At 42.8% G+C, this 16,104-nt stretch carries 15 protein-coding genes, 1 pseudogene and 1 other annotated feature; of the genes and pseudogenes, 11 read left to right on the top strand and 5 right to left on the bottom strand.

The genetic code is table 11. The features are described 5' to 3' along the window. Positions 1–12: 12 nt before the first annotated feature. Positions 13–1,626, bottom strand: a complete 1,614-nt coding sequence (locus G9U52_RS30050; protein ID WP_166154635.1) for a response regulator transcription factor — start codon at positions 1,624–1,626, stop codon at positions 13–15. 134 nt (positions 1,627–1,760) lie between these two features. Here G9U52_RS30050 and G9U52_RS30045 point away from each other — a divergent pair, with 134 nt between their 5' ends. From G9U52_RS30045 to G9U52_RS30030, 4 genes are all read left to right on the top strand, one after another. After that, positions 1,761–2,714 (top strand): carbohydrate ABC transporter permease, encoded by a 954-nt coding sequence (locus G9U52_RS30045; RefSeq protein WP_166154633.1) that lies wholly within the window; start codon positions 1,761–1,763, stop codon positions 2,712–2,714. Continuing rightward, on the top strand, positions 2,711–3,553 hold the full coding sequence (locus tag G9U52_RS30040; RefSeq protein WP_166154631.1) for a carbohydrate ABC transporter permease: 843 nt from the start codon (positions 2,711–2,713) through the stop codon (positions 3,551–3,553). The genes G9U52_RS30045 and G9U52_RS30040 overlap by 4 nt, the downstream gene beginning before the upstream one ends. Positions 3,554–3,726: 173 nt before the next feature. Then, positions 3,727–5,028 (top strand): ABC transporter substrate-binding protein, encoded by a 1,302-nt coding sequence (locus G9U52_RS30035; protein ID WP_166154629.1) that lies wholly within the window; start codon positions 3,727–3,729, stop codon positions 5,026–5,028. Positions 5,029–5,345: 317 nt separating this feature from the next. Beyond that, positions 5,346–5,882 carry a histidine phosphatase family protein gene (locus tag G9U52_RS30030; RefSeq protein WP_243767640.1) on the top strand — a complete coding sequence of 179 codons (537 nt, stop codon included), beginning with the start codon at positions 5,346–5,348 and terminating at the stop codon, positions 5,880–5,882. 227 nt (positions 5,883–6,109) lie between these two features. On the opposite strand, the gene G9U52_RS30025 is transcribed toward G9U52_RS30030, so the two are convergent. Next, on the bottom strand, positions 6,110–6,679 hold the full coding sequence (locus G9U52_RS30025; RefSeq protein ID WP_166154627.1) for a GrpB family protein: 570 nt from the start codon (positions 6,677–6,679) through the stop codon (positions 6,110–6,112). A 151-nt stretch (positions 6,680–6,830) separates the two neighbouring features. After that, entirely contained in the window at positions 6,831–7,904 is a 1,074-nt protein-coding gene (locus G9U52_RS30020) for a permease (RefSeq protein WP_166154625.1), read from the bottom strand. Between the two features lie 116 nt (positions 7,905–8,020). Between G9U52_RS30020 and selD the strand changes: the two genes are divergently transcribed. The 6 genes and pseudogenes from selD (at position 8,021) to G9U52_RS29990 (ending at position 11,645) form a co-directional block, all read left to right on the top strand. After that, positions 8,021–9,058, top strand: coding sequence for a selenide, water dikinase SelD (selD, locus tag G9U52_RS30015; protein ID WP_166154623.1), 1,038 nt, complete (start codon positions 8,021–8,023; stop codon positions 9,056–9,058). 15 nt (positions 9,059–9,073) lie between these two features. After that, complete coding sequence (gene mnmH, locus G9U52_RS30010) at positions 9,074–10,120, top strand: tRNA 2-selenouridine(34) synthase MnmH (protein WP_166154621.1); 1,047 nt, start codon at positions 9,074–9,076, stop codon at positions 10,118–10,120. 217 nt (positions 10,121–10,337) lie between these two features. Continuing rightward, complete coding sequence (locus G9U52_RS30005; RefSeq protein ID WP_166154619.1) at positions 10,338–10,481, top strand: hypothetical protein; 144 nt, start codon at positions 10,338–10,340, stop codon at positions 10,479–10,481. Between the two features lie 16 nt (positions 10,482–10,497). Further along, the gene (locus G9U52_RS30000) at positions 10,498–10,821 is read left to right on the top strand and encodes an ArsR/SmtB family transcription factor (RefSeq protein ID WP_166154617.1); all 324 of its coding nucleotides are present in this window, start codon (positions 10,498–10,500) and stop codon (positions 10,819–10,821) included. Between the two features lie 96 nt (positions 10,822–10,917). Next, positions 10,918–11,162: pseudogene (locus tag G9U52_RS29995) on the top strand (low molecular weight phosphatase family protein); the annotation flags it as partial. 12 nt (positions 11,163–11,174) lie between these two features. Then, positions 11,175–11,645 carry an ArsI/CadI family heavy metal resistance metalloenzyme gene (locus G9U52_RS29990; RefSeq protein WP_166154615.1) on the top strand — a complete coding sequence of 157 codons (471 nt, stop codon included), beginning with the start codon at positions 11,175–11,177 and terminating at the stop codon, positions 11,643–11,645. 90 nt (positions 11,646–11,735) lie between these two features. On the opposite strand, the gene G9U52_RS29985 is transcribed toward G9U52_RS29990, so the two are convergent. Then, positions 11,736–12,458, bottom strand: coding sequence for an MCP four helix bundle domain-containing protein (locus G9U52_RS29985; RefSeq protein WP_166154613.1), 723 nt, complete (start codon positions 12,456–12,458; stop codon positions 11,736–11,738). Positions 12,459–12,721: 263 nt separating this feature from the next. Next, on the bottom strand, positions 12,722–13,855 hold the full coding sequence (locus G9U52_RS29980) for an asparaginase (RefSeq protein WP_166154611.1): 1,134 nt from the start codon (positions 13,853–13,855) through the stop codon (positions 12,722–12,724). 215 nt (positions 13,856–14,070) lie between these two features. Further along, positions 14,071–14,292, top strand: a binding site (T-box leader). A gap of 59 nt (positions 14,293–14,351) precedes the next feature. On the opposite strand from G9U52_RS29980, the gene G9U52_RS29975 reads away from it, so the two are divergent. Further along, complete coding sequence (locus G9U52_RS29975; RefSeq protein ID WP_166154609.1) at positions 14,352–16,088, top strand: proline--tRNA ligase; 1,737 nt, start codon at positions 14,352–14,354, stop codon at positions 16,086–16,088. Positions 16,089–16,104 lie beyond the last annotated feature (16 nt).

The following is a 16,104-nucleotide window of genomic DNA, read 5'->3' as shown; positions in this document are numbered from 1 at the left end:
TTCCCACCCTCATTATCTAATTAACTCTACAGGTGTAATACCAAAATGTTTCTTAAAGGTAGTACTAAAATACGGGATATTCTTATATCCGACGCTTTCTGCAATCTCATAAATTTTAAGCGTTCCCTTCAAAAGCAGCGCTTTTGCTTTTTCCATCCTTACCCGGATAATATAATGATTGATCGTTTCCCCGGTTGCATTTTTGAAAATAAGACTTAAATAATTTCTGGATATAAATACTTTCTCAGCGAGCTCAGCTAAAGTGATTTCCCTAGTATAGTTTTCATGGATATATTGTTTCATGAAATCCACGGCCTGCTTATGCTTAAGATTTTCATGCCAATTCTGATTGATGCAAATTCCTTTGATCTTGTCGTTCAACCAACCTTCAAATTGATCGGCGGTATGGATGTTCAGCAGCTCCGATTCGATTTGGGATTCCGTAAATATCTCCCATAGACGAATTTTTTCGTCATTCAGCGCATAGCTGGCGATCATCCAAAACTGCGCACCGAGTACGTTAAACGAAGGTGGGAGGGAGGAATCCTTATATTCTTTTAGAGTGGAAATATAGTCGTTAATGATCTTTTCAGCCATTTTACCTTGCGTATTTTTGATATCCTCGATTATCTGGTGATAGAATCTCATCGGCTTGGCGAGCATACTTTCTGTGTGAAAACGTTTACCTGTAGCATCACAGAATTCAAACAAGCTTGAGGATGGCATTAATGTTGTTTCCTGAGATAAAAAATGGAACGCCTCTTCCAAAGATTCGGATATAGAGGACCAATGATTTTTTAAACCCCCAATACCGATACGTAGATTGATATATAGATATTTTTGTACAGAATCGATGATTTTTTGGGCAACTTGGATCGCTTCATTTTTAAATTCCTCATATTTGGATTCTTGCTCGTAATGAAGAATTAACGCTACATGGTAACCATGCAGTTCAACATAATCAAAGGAAAGCTTGTCTTCGTTTAGTATTTCTTGAATAATATTTTGAATGGCAAATCGGAATAAAGACCGGTCTGGTGCGCTGACTTTAGATAAACGAGGGGTTCTCATAATTTCAATTCCAAGCACTAAATGGCTGAGGAACTTATCACTGTTGAACATCGGGTGTTCTTTGTTGCTATCATCCATCGTTCCAATAACTGCAGTTTTTAACCATTCTTTATGGACGAACGGTTCATATAGGATCACTTTATCTCTAAGCTCTTGTTGCTCCAATTGAATTTTATTTTCCTTTTCAGCTGCAAGGATGACACGTTGAAGTGCTTCATGAAGCGTTTTTCGGGAAACTGGCTTGGATAAATAGTCTTCCACATTCAACCTTAATGCTTTACGGGCGAATTCGAAATCGGAATATCCACTATGAATGAGAAACTTGCCTTCATAATGCTCTTCCCGCAGCCTTTCAATCATACTTAGCCCATCCATCCCAGGCATGTACACATCTGTGATGACGATATCCGGTTTTTTTTGCCGTATAAGCTCAAGCCCATTTGCGCCATTCGTGCTTTCGCCGACCCATTCAGCGCCAATCTCACCCCAAGGAATCGCTTGCTTCATTCCTTTAAGAACCTGTCTGTCATCATCAATGATCGCGATCTTCCACATAGATATTCCTCCAACCACAAAGTTCGGACTAATTTAAAAGAAATAGTGATATACCCTTATAGGCATGAAGCTTGCTCAAATCTATAATAAGAAAATCATCATATCATATCATATCATAAATGAGGTGGGCTTAAATGAAAGAAAGTACAACAACGTCATTACCAATGCCATTGGCAACGCGCCCCAAACCCAAGATTAAGCGATGGGAGTCACCCATTGCCGGCTATTTGTTTATATCGCCTTGGTTGATCGGTTTTCTCGGTTTGACCTTATACCCCATTGTGCAATCGTTATATTATTCGTTTACGGATTTCTCCCTTTTGGAAGAGCCTAATTGGGTAGGCTTTAAAAATTATAACCAAATACTAACATCCGATGATCGCTTTATACAAGCTGTCAAGGTGACCTTCCTGTACGTGGTGGCTTCAACCCCAATAAAACTGATTGCGGCCTTATTCGTAGCGATCTTACTTGCCAAGAGCATCAAGGGGATGTCAGCGTATAGAACCGCCATATATTTCCCCTCTTTAATTGGTGGCAGTATCGCCGTATCGATTCTATGGAAAAATATTTTTGGGAAGGAGGGCTTTATTAACAATATATTGGCTATGTTCGGTATAGAGGGCACCGGATGGGTAACCAATCCCGATACGGCGTTATGGACTTTAATTTTACTGGTGGGCTGGCAATTCGGTTCCGCAATGGTCATTTTTCTGGCAGGCTTAAAGCAAATACCGATTGATTTATATGAAGCTTCGTCGGTTGACGGAGCAGGCAAGATGAGGCAGTTTTTTAATATTACCTTACCGATGCTCTCGCCTACCCTGTATTTCAATACAGTGATGGGGATTATTGGAGCCTTCCAGATGTTCACACCGGCGATGATCATCACGAATGGTGGACCCGCCAATTCGACTTATATCTATTCGCTTTATTTATATGAACGGGCTTTCAGCAGGCTTCAAATGGGGTATGCCTCTGGTCTTGCTTGGATCATGCTTTTGATTATCGTGGCCTCCACGGCGCTTATATTCCTGACATCGAAATATTGGGTATTTTATGAGAATGAAGGGGGAAAAAGTCGATGAACCTAAGACGTAATCTTCTGTTCAGGCATCTGGGGCTTACTCTACTCAGCTTGATCATGATGTATCCTGTTATTTGGTGGGTCGGTGCTTCCTTGAAATCGAATCAAGAGATGCGCCTGCCAAATCTGTTTCCAGCAAATCCCCTGTGGAGTAATTTCAAGAATGGCTGGTACGCTATACCCGGACATTCGTTTACCGACTTTTATCTCAACAATGCACAATTGGAGTTTGGGATATTAATTACGACTGTACTTTCATGCAGCCTTGTTGCTTTTGGGTTTGCGCGTCTGGATTTTCCACTTCGTAATTTTTGGTTTTCTATATTGATGCTCACGCTCATGCTCCCCGGACAAGTTACGATTATTCCGCAATATGCGCTTTTTCATAGCTTTGGCTGGGTGAATACTTATTTGCCTTTCATTGTTCCCCATTCTCTTGCAGGGGGTGCAGGGGGTGCATTCTTCGTATTTTTGCTGGTTCAATTTATTAGAGGGATTCCTAAAGAGTTGGACGAATCAGCCAAAATAGATGGCTGCAGCTGGTTTGGTATTTATTGGAGGATCGTTATTCCCTTAACTAAGCCTGCGCTTGTCACTGTGCTCATTTATTGCTTCTTGTGGAACTGGGATGATTTCTTTGGTCATTTGCTCTATATTAACTCTGTTGATAAATATACGGTGGGCTTAGCGCTCCGAATGTTTAATGATTCGCAATCCGTCCAGGAATGGGGACAATTATTGGCCATGGGACTTGTATCCGTGATCCCTTCAGTAATTATTTTTTTCCTTGCTCAAAAGCATTTTGTTGAAGGTATTGCTACTTCAGGAATTAAAGGCTAATAATCTTTATCATTAACTGATGAACATTCTGACAATATTGAAGCAAATTGTGTTCTAGTATTATATAAATAGGCTGCTAATGTTGTTATGATTGGTTTGAAAGCGATTTACTAGTAAAGAGGTAAACTAGAGTTTGTCCGACGTAGAATATAAAATCAAAGGGGATATGGAGTATGTTGACAATGCGAAGAAAAGTCACTCTTTCCGTACTAACAGCAGTAATGGGATTATCATTGGCGGGTTGTGGAGGTGCGGCACCAACAGCGGTAGCACCGGATAGCAGTCAACCGGCAGCTGCAAGCAACAAGCCTGTAAAGCTGCGCATTAATTGGTGGGGCTCCCAGCCCAGACATGATGCAACACTCAAAATTCTCGAACTGTATACGAAGAAAAATCCTAACGTCACCTTTGAACCGGAATTTTCAGGCTTCGACGGATATATCGATAAATTGACCACACAAGCTGCAGCCAAAAATGCGCCTGATATTGTTCAGATGGATGCGGCTTGGTTAGCCGACTGGAATGCTAGAAACCAACTGGCTGATCTAAGCAACATCAATATTAAGGATATCGATCCCAAGCTTGCGGAAGCGGGGCAATTTAAAGGTAAACAAACAGCCATACCGCTCGGTAATAATGCTTGGGGAGTCATTTATGATAAAGCATCGCTGGACAAGCTCGGGTTTCAGCTAAAAGACGGTATCACTTATGAAGAGTATTTTAAAATGGCCAGAGACATCAAAGCTAAAATTGGCAAAGATCAATACGTCATGCAGGATGGAACGACCAGTAGAGAAGCATATTACTCCTATCAATTAAGCAAGGGCAAGGGTCTGGGGATAACGATGGATGGTAAATTCAATTTCGACAGGGATACTTGGCTGGAATGGGTTAAAATTTATAGTGATTTTAGAAAAGAAGGCATTATACCCCCGGCGGATGTAGCTGTTGGCGATAAAGAGCTGGATCCCAAGCTTGACCTTATGATTAACGGGAAAATTATTTTCAGAAATGCCCACGCGGCTCAAGCTTCCTCGTGGGAGAGCTTGAAGCCCGGTAGTATAGGGGTTTCCGCAACGCCTAGAAGTAAGGAAGGCGGCAGTTGGTTGAAAGCAACTTTCTTTTTCAGTGTAAGCCAAGACTCTCAGAATAAAGCGGAAGCTACCAAGTTTATTGATTGGTTTATTAATGACCCTGAAGTTGGGGAAATATCCGGCACAACACGCGGCGTACCGGTTTCCAACAAAATAGTTGCCCAACTGCAGCCTAAATTTACGGCAGCGGATAAATTGACCGTCGATATGATTGCGAAGGCAACGCCTGGAGCGCAGCCGTTTAACCCCGGCTCCAAAGGATGGAGCAACTTTGAAGCCAAAGAATACAAATCGATCACTGAAGCACTAATGTTCGGCAAATCAACACCGGAACAAGCATTTGACGAATTGAAAAAGAAAGCATCTGAGTACGAAAAATAAGTATACGGATCAAGACGGCCCCGAACGATTCATTCATGCTGTTAAGCTTTTGAAAAAGCTGCTGGAAGCAGAATCTATGACTTGAATTAATCTGTATATCAACTACCGAGTACGATAGTTCAATGCCAAAATGGCTGCCGAGAGGCAGCCATTTTTCATCTAACAGGCAGGTTAATGAGAATTAAATCGATTATTAAGGAACATATGTTCGTTAATGTGAAATGAATAGGGAGCCCATGACAAAAAAATTGTGATTAAAATACCTGTAGCCTAAGCTGTGAAAAAAACAGTAAAATACAAGCAGGAGGCTTGGTTAAATGAGTACAACTTTCTTTCTTGTCAGGCATGCTATAAAAGAAAAGAAGATTGGAGATGTCTCCATTACCCCCAATGGTATACTACAAGCACAAGCGACAGCTCGAAGCTTTTGTAACTTACCGATAACAACCATAGTTACGAGTCCACTCAGAAGGGCGAAAAAAACCGCCGAATATATTGCATTAAAAACGAAATCAACGATTTCAGAGGATCGTCGTTTGCGGGAACGTGCCAACTGGGGAGATTTACCTGAACAAACATTTGATGAATTTGTCGCAATGTGGGAGCGGTGTACACGTGATCCCGACTATATACCACCCATAGGTGATTCTGCGAAGCAGGCAGGTGCACGCTTATCCTCTTTATTATTAGAATTGGCAAAGAAACATCCGCCCGAAAGTAAGATTATAATGGTTACTCATGGAGGATTAATAACTGATTTTCTGGTTCATACATTTTCCGAGAACCAACTCAATGTTTGGCACCCTAATTTTTTGTGGCAGTACAAAGCAACCTGGTTCCTGAGTGCTCGATAACAAAGCTAATTTATGAAGGCGGAAATTACAAATTAGATGTCTTTGCATCCATAGAACATTTAAAATCTTGGCACTGTTAAATTTTAATGTTGATTTTTCTTGATAAAATTATGGGAAACCCAATTTCAAGGGTTTCCCATTCTTGTTAAACAAAAGTACCTGTTTATCTTTATAAAAATCAAAAACTACAATCCTGTCATTTAACATCTGAAGAAATTTTTATTTACTCAATGAGATATACTTTCCTTTGCAATTTTAGAATATTTTTCAACAAAGTCTGCCTTAGCTTCTGTATATCCATCTCTATCGTGCTGATATTTGTCTCTTAAACTTAGCTTTAATTGAGCATATTTCTCTGCAATATCCTTATGTTCTCTTAGATAATCCCTAAAATATAGTTCATCCCAGTTGCCTTTATATCTAATATGAAGGTGAAATACCTTTTCGGCAAAACCATTTTCAGTATAGCCTTTCATAAACATCATATGAGGTGATGGCTTATGTGGTTGCTTTTCAAAGATATACCCGTTTTCCTCCAACACTCTAACTAAAAACTTTAAATAGCAGTTTTCTGTTATTTCAAGCAATATATCTATCGTTGGCTTTGCTAACAATCCATTTACAGAGGTACTTCCTATATGATTTATTCGTTCGATATATTGATTACTGATTATGTGTTTAAGCAGTTTTTCTTCTTGTAAATACCAGTCTTTCCATATTGGATTATGTTCTTTCAGTATAATCGGAAACAGTTCCCATAATTCTTCAAGTGACATATCTGATAAAGATTTTTCCATTTATTCACCTTCTTTTGTATTTTTATAACAAAATAGGGAAATTTACCTTATTCAACTACTGTCAAGTTGATGCCACGTTGCCCTTTTTGAGAGTACAATTCGGGATGTAAAAATTTGGTTGATGTCGAAGCAGGGGAAGCGCTAGAATGTCTTAAAGAAAAATTGAACCTGCAATACCGCTGAGAATTCCAAGAGCAACGACCGCACAAGCAACAAAGATGATGACCTTTTTAGGAAACGATCTTGATATCATGAGCAAGGAAGGCAAGCTGACAGCAGGCAATGTCAGCAACAAAGCAGCGGCAGGGCCGGTTCCAAGCCCAAAGGACATTAAGGATTGGATAATCGGGATCTCCCCTGCTGTGGGAATAACGAACAGCATTCCTGCTATAGAGAATCCAATAATGGTCATTAAGCTGTTGGCCGCCGTTTCACCTACGGCAGGGAAAAGCCAGGCTCTGGCGGCTCCTAATAATAGAACAGCAACCACATAAGCCGGGACGATATGCAGGACCATGGTCCCCATACTTTTCATCCATCTAACCCACAAAGGGTCGGAATGCTCCTTGATCGTCTCTTTCTGCACCGAATTAACCTCTGGAGGAAGTGTCAAAGTTCCAGCGAAACGGTTTGCAAAATAACTTACACCGAAGGTGAGTATGAATCCGAAAACGAGTCGGATAAGCGTGAACTTCCAGGATAAAACAAAAGTCATAAACACTAACGTAGCTGGATTGAGTGTAGGATTTCCTAACCAGAAAGCAAGGCTGGCTCCAACGGAAACATTCTTTTTCCGCATGCCAACCGCCAAGGGTGCTGCACAACAGGTGCACATCATTCCAGGAATAGAGGCAAGTCCACCGATCGCCGTGCTGCCGAAGGTTGTTTTTCCTAATACTCTGAGCAGCCAGGTAGAAGGGAGCAGCACCTGTAATAAAGAACCGAGCACAATACCTAAGACAGCAGCTTTCCAAACTGACTTGTAATAGGCTAGGGCATAATCCCATGCTGCACTCCAGGAAGGACTGGGAGCCAGCGCATTTTTGCCGGAAATAATAGAGGTGCCTATGGTATGGTTGGCGGCGGCATCCAACGCTTTTAAATAGTAAGGCCACCATTTGACATAGGTCAAGCCAGCCACTGCTATTATTAGAAATACAATGACAGATAGCATAATTTTTTTGCGAGCTGACTGTTCTTGAGTTGACTCGTAAGACTGAGACATATGATCCTCCGAAAATTAGTTTTTAAACATAAATTCGTGTATCATCATAACATAACCGTAAGCACATTTAATAGTTCACGGTATCTTATATCATTTATTTAAAGGGGAAACGATACATGACCATAAAACTAACCTCATATTCAACCAAGGGAGGGTGCGGCTGCAAAATCGGTCCTGCCGACCTGAAGCAAGTGATCAGCAGTCTGCCACCGGCCATTCCAAACCCGAATCTGCTTGTGGGGATTGACACGAGTGACGATGCAGGGGTCTATAAGATCAACGATGAACTGGCTATCGTCCAAACCGTGGATTTTTTCACACCCATTGTGGACGATCCTTATTCCTTTGGGCAAATCGCCGCGGCGAATGCAATAAGCGATATTTATGCCATGGGAGGCAAGCCGCTAACTGCACTTAACATCGTCGCTTTTCCAATTAAGACGTTGGACAAACAGGTATTGGCCGACATTTTGCGTGGAGCTGGTGATAAAATGAAAGAAGCTGGTATCACTCTCGTCGGAGGGCATTCCATTGATGACAATGAACCCAAATTTGGGCTTGCCGTTACAGGACTCATCCATCCTGACAAGGTGCTGACGAATGCCGGAGCGAAATCTGGCGATAAGCTGATTCTGACTAAACCAATTGGAATTGGTATTCTAACGACCTCGATCAAGAAGGATCGTCTAAGCGAGGAAGAAGTAAAACGGATCACCCAGGTTATGGCGACACTGAACAAAAAAGCCGCAGAAATCATGGAACCCTATGAGATCCATGCTTGTACGGATGTCACCGGTTTCGGTCTGTTAGGACATGCTTCGGAGATGGCAAAGGGAAGTGATGTCGGCTTGCGTATATTCCAGAAGCAGGTACCTGTTTTAGCACGTGTAAAAGAGCTGGCAGAAGAGGGTTTTGTGCCTGGTGGGACCAAAAATAATTTTGCCCATTTGCAGGGCTCCGTAACATTCCCGGAAGCATTGGACCAAATCGATCAATGGATTCTGTGCGACGCCGTTACTTCAGGAGGACTGCTGATTTCTGTAGCCGGCGACCAGGCGGCTGGCCTCCTTGCGGACATGCTGCAAGCAGGTGTTGAAGCAAGCTTAATCGGTGAAACGACATCCGATCATCGAGGGCATATTGTAGTTATTTAAAGGGAGCGATGTTCGTTGTTTCAAGATATCAGCATAGAAGAGCTGCTCAAGCTGCAGCACCAAAAGGAACTCGTTCTGATTGATGTACGGTCGCCTTCCGAGTTTGAAGATGCTACGATTCCGGGAAGCTTGAATATTCCCTTATTTGATGATGCGGAACGGTCGGAGGTCGGAACCATTTACAAGCAGGTGAGTGTACAGGCTGCCAAAGATAAAGGCTTGGAAATTTTTTCTGCCAAATTGCCTGCATTCATCAAAACATTCGAGCAGATAGAGGGCCAAAAAACGGTATTTTGCTGGCGCGGCGGCATGCGAAGCAGGACGACAGCTACGGTTCTATCGCTTATGGGCATTCGGGTTTATCGGTTGTCCGGAGGCATTCGGGCTTACCGCAAATGGGTAGTAGAAACCCTTGGCCAATTTAAATTTCAACCGAAAGCCTTTGTTATTAATGGAAACACGGGTTCTGGAAAAACCCTTATTTTACGAAGCTTGAAAGAAAAAGGATACCCTGTGCTAGATTTTGAGGCAATGGCTAACCATAGAGGTTCGGTTTTTGGGGAAATCGGTTTGGAATCAAATAACCAGAAAACATTTGAAACGCTGCTCTTAAAGGATCTGCTGCAGCATAACGATTCGCCGTTTGTGTTATTCGAGGCCGAAAGTAAACGGATAGGAAAGGCAGTTCTTCCCGGGTTTGTCGTTGAAGCCAAAGACACCGGGGTGCAGTTGTTTATCGAAGTGCCGATCGAAGAACGGGTGCGGCATACCCTAGAGGATTACCGTCCATGGGAGCATAAAGAAGAATGCCTAAAGGCATTCCGGCATATTAAAAGCCGTATCCATACCCCGATAGCCAAAGAAATAGAAGCACATTTACTTGCGGATGAATTTGCGGAAGCTGTCAAACTACTGCTCGAACACTATTATGACCCACGCTATGAGCATACGGCTAAGGATATAGAGGAAAACCGGGTTATCTTTAAGGTGCAGACCATAGAGGAAGCCGTTGAATTGATTATCGATTACATTGCTACAGTAAACAATCAGGGAGTTAGTTAGAGATCTCTAGTAAGTTGGCGTTTTAGTTTTGGGGTACCATTGCAAAAAAGGGCTCTGTTCGCACGGTCTGCGAAAGAGCCCTTTTTTTTATCAAATCCAATGACACTTTCATTTTATAGAGAAAAACCTCAATCAGTTTAACATTAATAATTTATTAACATTTATTAATAAGTAAATAATTATATAATCATTTACAATTGAAAAGGAGTGTGAGAAAATGAAAACAAAACTAACCCGTATTTACTTTCTTTGCTATCAAATTCGCTTTCGCAGCCAAATGGCTGAAGCCTTCGCGAGCTTTTATAGCGGGGAATTAAAAGTGATTGGCCTGCTGAAGTGGATGAAGATCCCCGTCGCTTAAAAAGGAGAGAAGATCTATGAGTCAAATCGAAGAAATAGCTGATGTGCTCAAGCTGCTGGGAGATAAGAACAGATTGACGATTGTCGCCCTGCTTAATGAAAAAGAGCTATGTGTGTGCGAGATCGTGGATATTTTACACACCAGCCAGCCAAACATCAGCCAACATATGCGCAAATTGAAAGACGGTGGCTTGGTGAAAGAAGCCAAGAGGGGCCAATGGGTTTATTATTCCTTAACGGTCCAAGACAAACCTTATATTGCTGAAATTTTGAAACAGCTCCCTTCACAAAAGGTGAAGATCAATCAACTTGTTTGTGAAGAAAACGAATGCTGCAGTTAACTGCTTACGGTACCTACGCTGTTCATTTCATTGACTGGCCTGTACTTGTGGCTGAATTTAATATCATAAAAATGAGGAAGGGAATGGCAAATGGAAAGCAAGAACAAATCCAAGGTCATTGAAGTGGGTTTATTAAACCGTGCTGATTATGTGATTACCTTGTGTGGCCTGCGGATGAGCATTGTCCGGTAATCCCCAATAACGATGTTGTGAAATGGCATTGGGGCTTTGAGGATCCTGCGAAAGCGACAGAAACAGAAGAGGAGATTATGGACAAATTCCGAGAAGTACGGGATGCGATTAAGTCACGAATCGAAAAATATATAACTGAAGGAAAGTAAGAGGTGTTGTCGATGATTAAAAGAATGCATGTTTCCATAAATTGTACGGACTTGGTTAAATCACTGGATTTTTATCGAAGCTTTTTTGGAGTAGAGCCTTCGAAAATCAAGGATAATTATGCGAAATTCGAATTGGAAGAACCGGCTTTGCATTTTTCGCTGAATGTCCGTGCTTTTGAAAAAGAAGGCGTATTGAACCACCTAGGCTTTCAAGTTAATGGTACGGAAGAAGTGCTGGCTATGGGTGAAAGGCTGAGGCAGTCAGGCTTGCTCCTTATTGACGAGATGAATACCACTTGCTGTTATGCGATCCAAGATAAAGTGTGGGTGTATGACCCTGATGGAAACGCTTGGGAGATTTTTTATACCAAAGAAGATTCGGAGTTTGAATCAGCGGGGGATGCCAAGGACTTATCTTTGTGCTGTGCTCCACCATCGGCTCCAGTTGCGATTGAGTTTGGGTCATTCAAAAGAGAGGTGTAATTGATGCCATTAGAGAAAGCCTGCCATGCTTTAAGTATAATTGTGGGATAGATCCTTTCGATTTTCCGCTCCTAGGCAGCATCCTGGATTTTATAGTTTGGATATAACCCGTGACAATCCGGCGGCTATGGCTGCAGCAAAGAGAAAAGTCATCACCGTCTCTGCCAGCGCCTGATTATAAAGACGTTCGTTTTCAGCGGTGGAAGCCAAGTTTCCTTCACGATTCAGCTTGATCAACAGATCAAGCTGCTTTTGCATCCTATCGTAGGCATCCTGGGTACTGGTGAGCATTTTCGTAGATGGATCAGTGTTCGTTCCAGGGTCATCGACGACAATCACTTGGGTTGAAAGTATAGAGGCATTGGAATGAAAATCTTTGTAGTTTTTCCACGCGTTAGACAGCATATCCCAATAAACCTGTTCCTCTTCGGTTCTAATCTTCGTTTCGTAATGCTGGAGATTTAATTCAACGGCGGTGAACAGCATTAACGCCTCAGGCATCAACTGCTTTTTAATGTCTTCATTTGGTTCCAAGCTCCTGTTCCCCTGGAGGGCAGGCATTTGTTCAGCGAGCCCATTTATCTTGTTCATTGTTTCTATGTTAAATTGCCAAAAATTTGTGATGTTTTCGTTATCCTGCTGTATCGATGCGATCCTGCTCAGACTGGTCCATCCAAAAAAGCCCAAAAGTATAACGATTACGAAAGATCCTATCAGTTTTTTTCTTACGGCGACAGCAAAATGAGGTGGTGGAATCACCATTCTTGCCCTGCCTAACCATTCTGGATGGATCTGTAACCTTTTAATATTCATGTATAAAATCCCTCCCTTTAAACCCTCTTGTATCATTGTAGGGAAGAAGTGTTAAATGCATATCAATTTAATTTGTTGTTATGATTAATGCAACTGGACTGCCTCTTTTTCAATGGGATGCTGCTTGGATCGGTGAAGGGGTAACTGAAAGGCTGATGGGGTGCGAATGAAGTGTCCGTTTCCGGCGCATCCATGCAGGAGTTAGTGCAATAAAAAACGTCAGGAGAGTAGCTCCTGACGTTTTTTTGTTAATAAAGTCGTCTCTAATGTTTAGACATATTGAATTCTGGTAATCCGATCGATTCAAACCAACCTCTGATTTGCTCGGTATCTTTGGAGAAGGTAAGCCCCAATTGAAGCAAAATTCTCGCTTTCTGGGGTAGAAGATCAGCGCCGCCAATAATTCCTGGTGCTTTCGTGTCATAGACAGCTCCGGAGCCAGCACGGGTTGCGCTCACGAATACGACACCCTTTTCAATGGCCTCTTTACGAGCCTGGCTTTGAGAGGTAGATATACCGCCAGCACCATGTCCAGCTGTTACAATTCCTTTTACTCCGGCATTTGCTAACGCAGTAATTGGCAATCCATCGGCCTCCGTATAGCTATATACGATTTCTACTTTAGCCAAATCCTCAGCTTTAACATTCTTCAGGTTGAAAGGGGTTTTCCATGCTTCAGTGCCACAACTCATAATCCGAGCCGGTGCTCTAACGGTACGAATGCGATTCTCATCGACAGTTCCAAGTGCACCGTAACGACCGCCATCGAATGTATCAAGACGCAAGGCGTCTGTTTTCGTTACTTCACGTGCAGCAAAAAACTCATCGTTCATCATCAGGACCGTGCCGTAGCATGTCGTTTCACGGCTCGCTGCAAGCCTGATTGCGTTGAATAAATTAGCTTCGCCATCAAAGGAAAACGTATTGGATTGTCTCATAGAACCAGTAAAAACAACCGGCTTTTGGCTTTGTACAGTGAGGTCTGTCCAGTAGGCAAGCTCTTCCATAATGTTAGTGCCGTTGTTAACGACAACAGCGTCAACGGTTGGATCTGCCAATACCTCATCAATAGCAAGCGTTAGGTTATAGAGGTTGGCAGTTGTAGTTTCGGCTGAACCAATATTGTATACTTCACGCACATTCACATCTGCGACTTTAGCAATTTCGGGTTGAAGCCTTGCGAGTATATCCGAAATAGAAACTTTGGGCGTGCCATAGGATTGAAAAAGCTCGCGACCCAAAGCGGTGCTGGTTATCGTTCCGCCCATACCCACAATGGTAACCTTAGGTAATCCTTCTGGGGTTGCTGCATTTGCTTGGCTTGGAGTAAAAGATAAATTAAAGCATGAGATCATTACGCTTGCCGCAATCGCACATAATAAAAATTTACTTTTCATGTCTTTGCTCCTCTTTTCTATAATTAAGTATGGTTTCGAAATATATCATAAATCATAATGTTATATAAATCAACATTAAATGTTATATAAACTAACTTGTTATGTTAATTGTTTTTGTGGTTAACTGTTTTTTATTTAAAATTATTCAGGGATGACGAATCTCTTGACCACGAGTATGGTTTAATGTTAAAATTCTGGAAATTATGTTAATACCAGAAATAGCATAGACCAAGGACATAAGCTTCATAATCGGTCGATACAGAGAGGGAGCCTCCTGCTGAAAGGCTTCTCGATACGAATGATAGCTGCCTACCTTGCGAGCTGTAGCGGTGAAAGATTTAGTAGCCCCTATCGGGATCATCCCGTTATCTAAATGAGAATCGTTATTTGTGATGACGATTAATTAGGGTGGTACCACGAGCACATTCGTCCCTTTCGAATGTGTTTTTTTGTCGTCCACACCAGTCTACACTACGAAAGAGGAGTGAATTCAAACATGCGCCAAAGTAAATTATTGTTGCCAACCATGCGAGAAGCCCCATCGGATGCTGAGGCAATCAGCCATCAATTGCTGCTGCGCGCTGGATTCATCAGGCAGGTAGCCGCTGGTATTTATACGTATTTGCCTTTAGGCTGGCGTGTATTGAAGAAGGTGGCTGATATCATTAGGGAGGAGATGGACCGCACCGATGCGCAGGAGATTCTCATGCCAGCTATGCAGCCAGCCGACCTTTGGCAGGAATCGGGTCGTTATGCCATATACGGTCCTGAGCTTATTCGGCTTAAGGATCGCCACGAACGGGAATTTGTATTAGGGCCTACACATGAAGAAGTTATTACTGCATTAATTCGCAATGAGGTTAATTCGTACAGGCAGCTTCCGCTTCATTTGTACCAAATCCAAACTAAATTTCGCGATGAACGAAGACCTCGGTTTGGACTGCTTCGGGGACGGGAATTTCTGATGAAGGATGCTTACTCCTTTGATCTGGATGGGGAAGGCCTGGATAAAACCTATTGGGTTTTACATGAAGCCTACTGCCGGATTTTTAGACGCTTGGGCTTGAACTTTCGTGCAGTTGAGGCAGATGCGGGTGCGATTGGTGGAGATGGAGGCACGCATGAATTTATGGCGTTAGCCGATATTGGCGAGGATACCATCGTAAGTTGTGAAAGCTGCGATTACGCCGCCAATCTTGAAAAGGCCGAGTCCATATCGGAGGCTATACAGGTTGTGGAGGCTATTCCTTATACTGAAGGCAGCCCGTACGCCTCGATCACCGCTTATGAAAAAATCCATACGCCAAACGTACGTACAATTGAGGAGCTTGTCCAAGCCTTAGGTGTGGAAGCCAAGCAATTGATAAAAACCTTACTATTTATAGCGGATGGCAACCCAGTTGCTGTTCTGGTGAGGGGTGACCATGAGGTCAATGAGACTAAAGTGAAAAACGCTTTGGGGTCAGAAGTGCTGGAATTAGCTAATGCTGCCATGACGGAGCAGATAACTGGGGCGCCTCTTGGATTTGCTGGACCTATCCAATTAACGATTCCTCTTCTCGTGGATAAAGAGGTAGCGGCCATGCCTGTAGGGATTGTGGGAGCCAATGAGAAGGACTACCATCTACGAAATGTTTGCCCAAGCCGGGATTTTCCGGTACATACGGCTTCCGATTTTCGGAATGTGGCTGAGGGCGATTTATGTTCCCGATGTCAGGGTGCTTTACAATTTTCCCGCGGGATCGAGCTGGGCCATGTATTTAAGCTTGGTACCAAGTATAGCAAGGCATTGGGAGCTACCTATTTGGATTCATCAGGAAAAGAGCAGATCATGGTGATGGGCTGCTACGGGATCGGAATATCCCGAATTTTATCCGCTGTAGTCGAACAAAACCACGATGCTGGCGGCATCCTTTGGCCTGTTTCCATGGCCCCCTATCAGGTCCACTTAATTCCAATATCGGTCAAGGCTCCAGAACAAATGGCGTTGGCAGAGCAATTGTATACCCGTTTAGGCAATGCTGGTATTGAAGTGCTACTGGATGACCGTGATGAACGCGCTGGTGTGAAATTTAAGGATGCTGACCTTATCGGCATTCCTGTAAGAATCCTTGTAGGCAAGCATGCTGCCGAAGGCTTGGTTGAATATAAAGAACGGGGCAGCATGGAGCCGAATTTGCTAGGTGTGGAGGAGGCCTTTGTGCGGATCATGGAGCTTAAACGCCGAAATTAGTAAATTGTGAGGTGTC

The organism is Paenibacillus agricola (genome assembly GCF_011440305.1).
GTDB lineage: Bacteria > Bacillota > Bacilli > Paenibacillales > NBRC-103111 > Paenibacillus_S > Paenibacillus_S agricola.
This window is presented reverse-complemented; position numbering and strand designations above follow the sequence as displayed.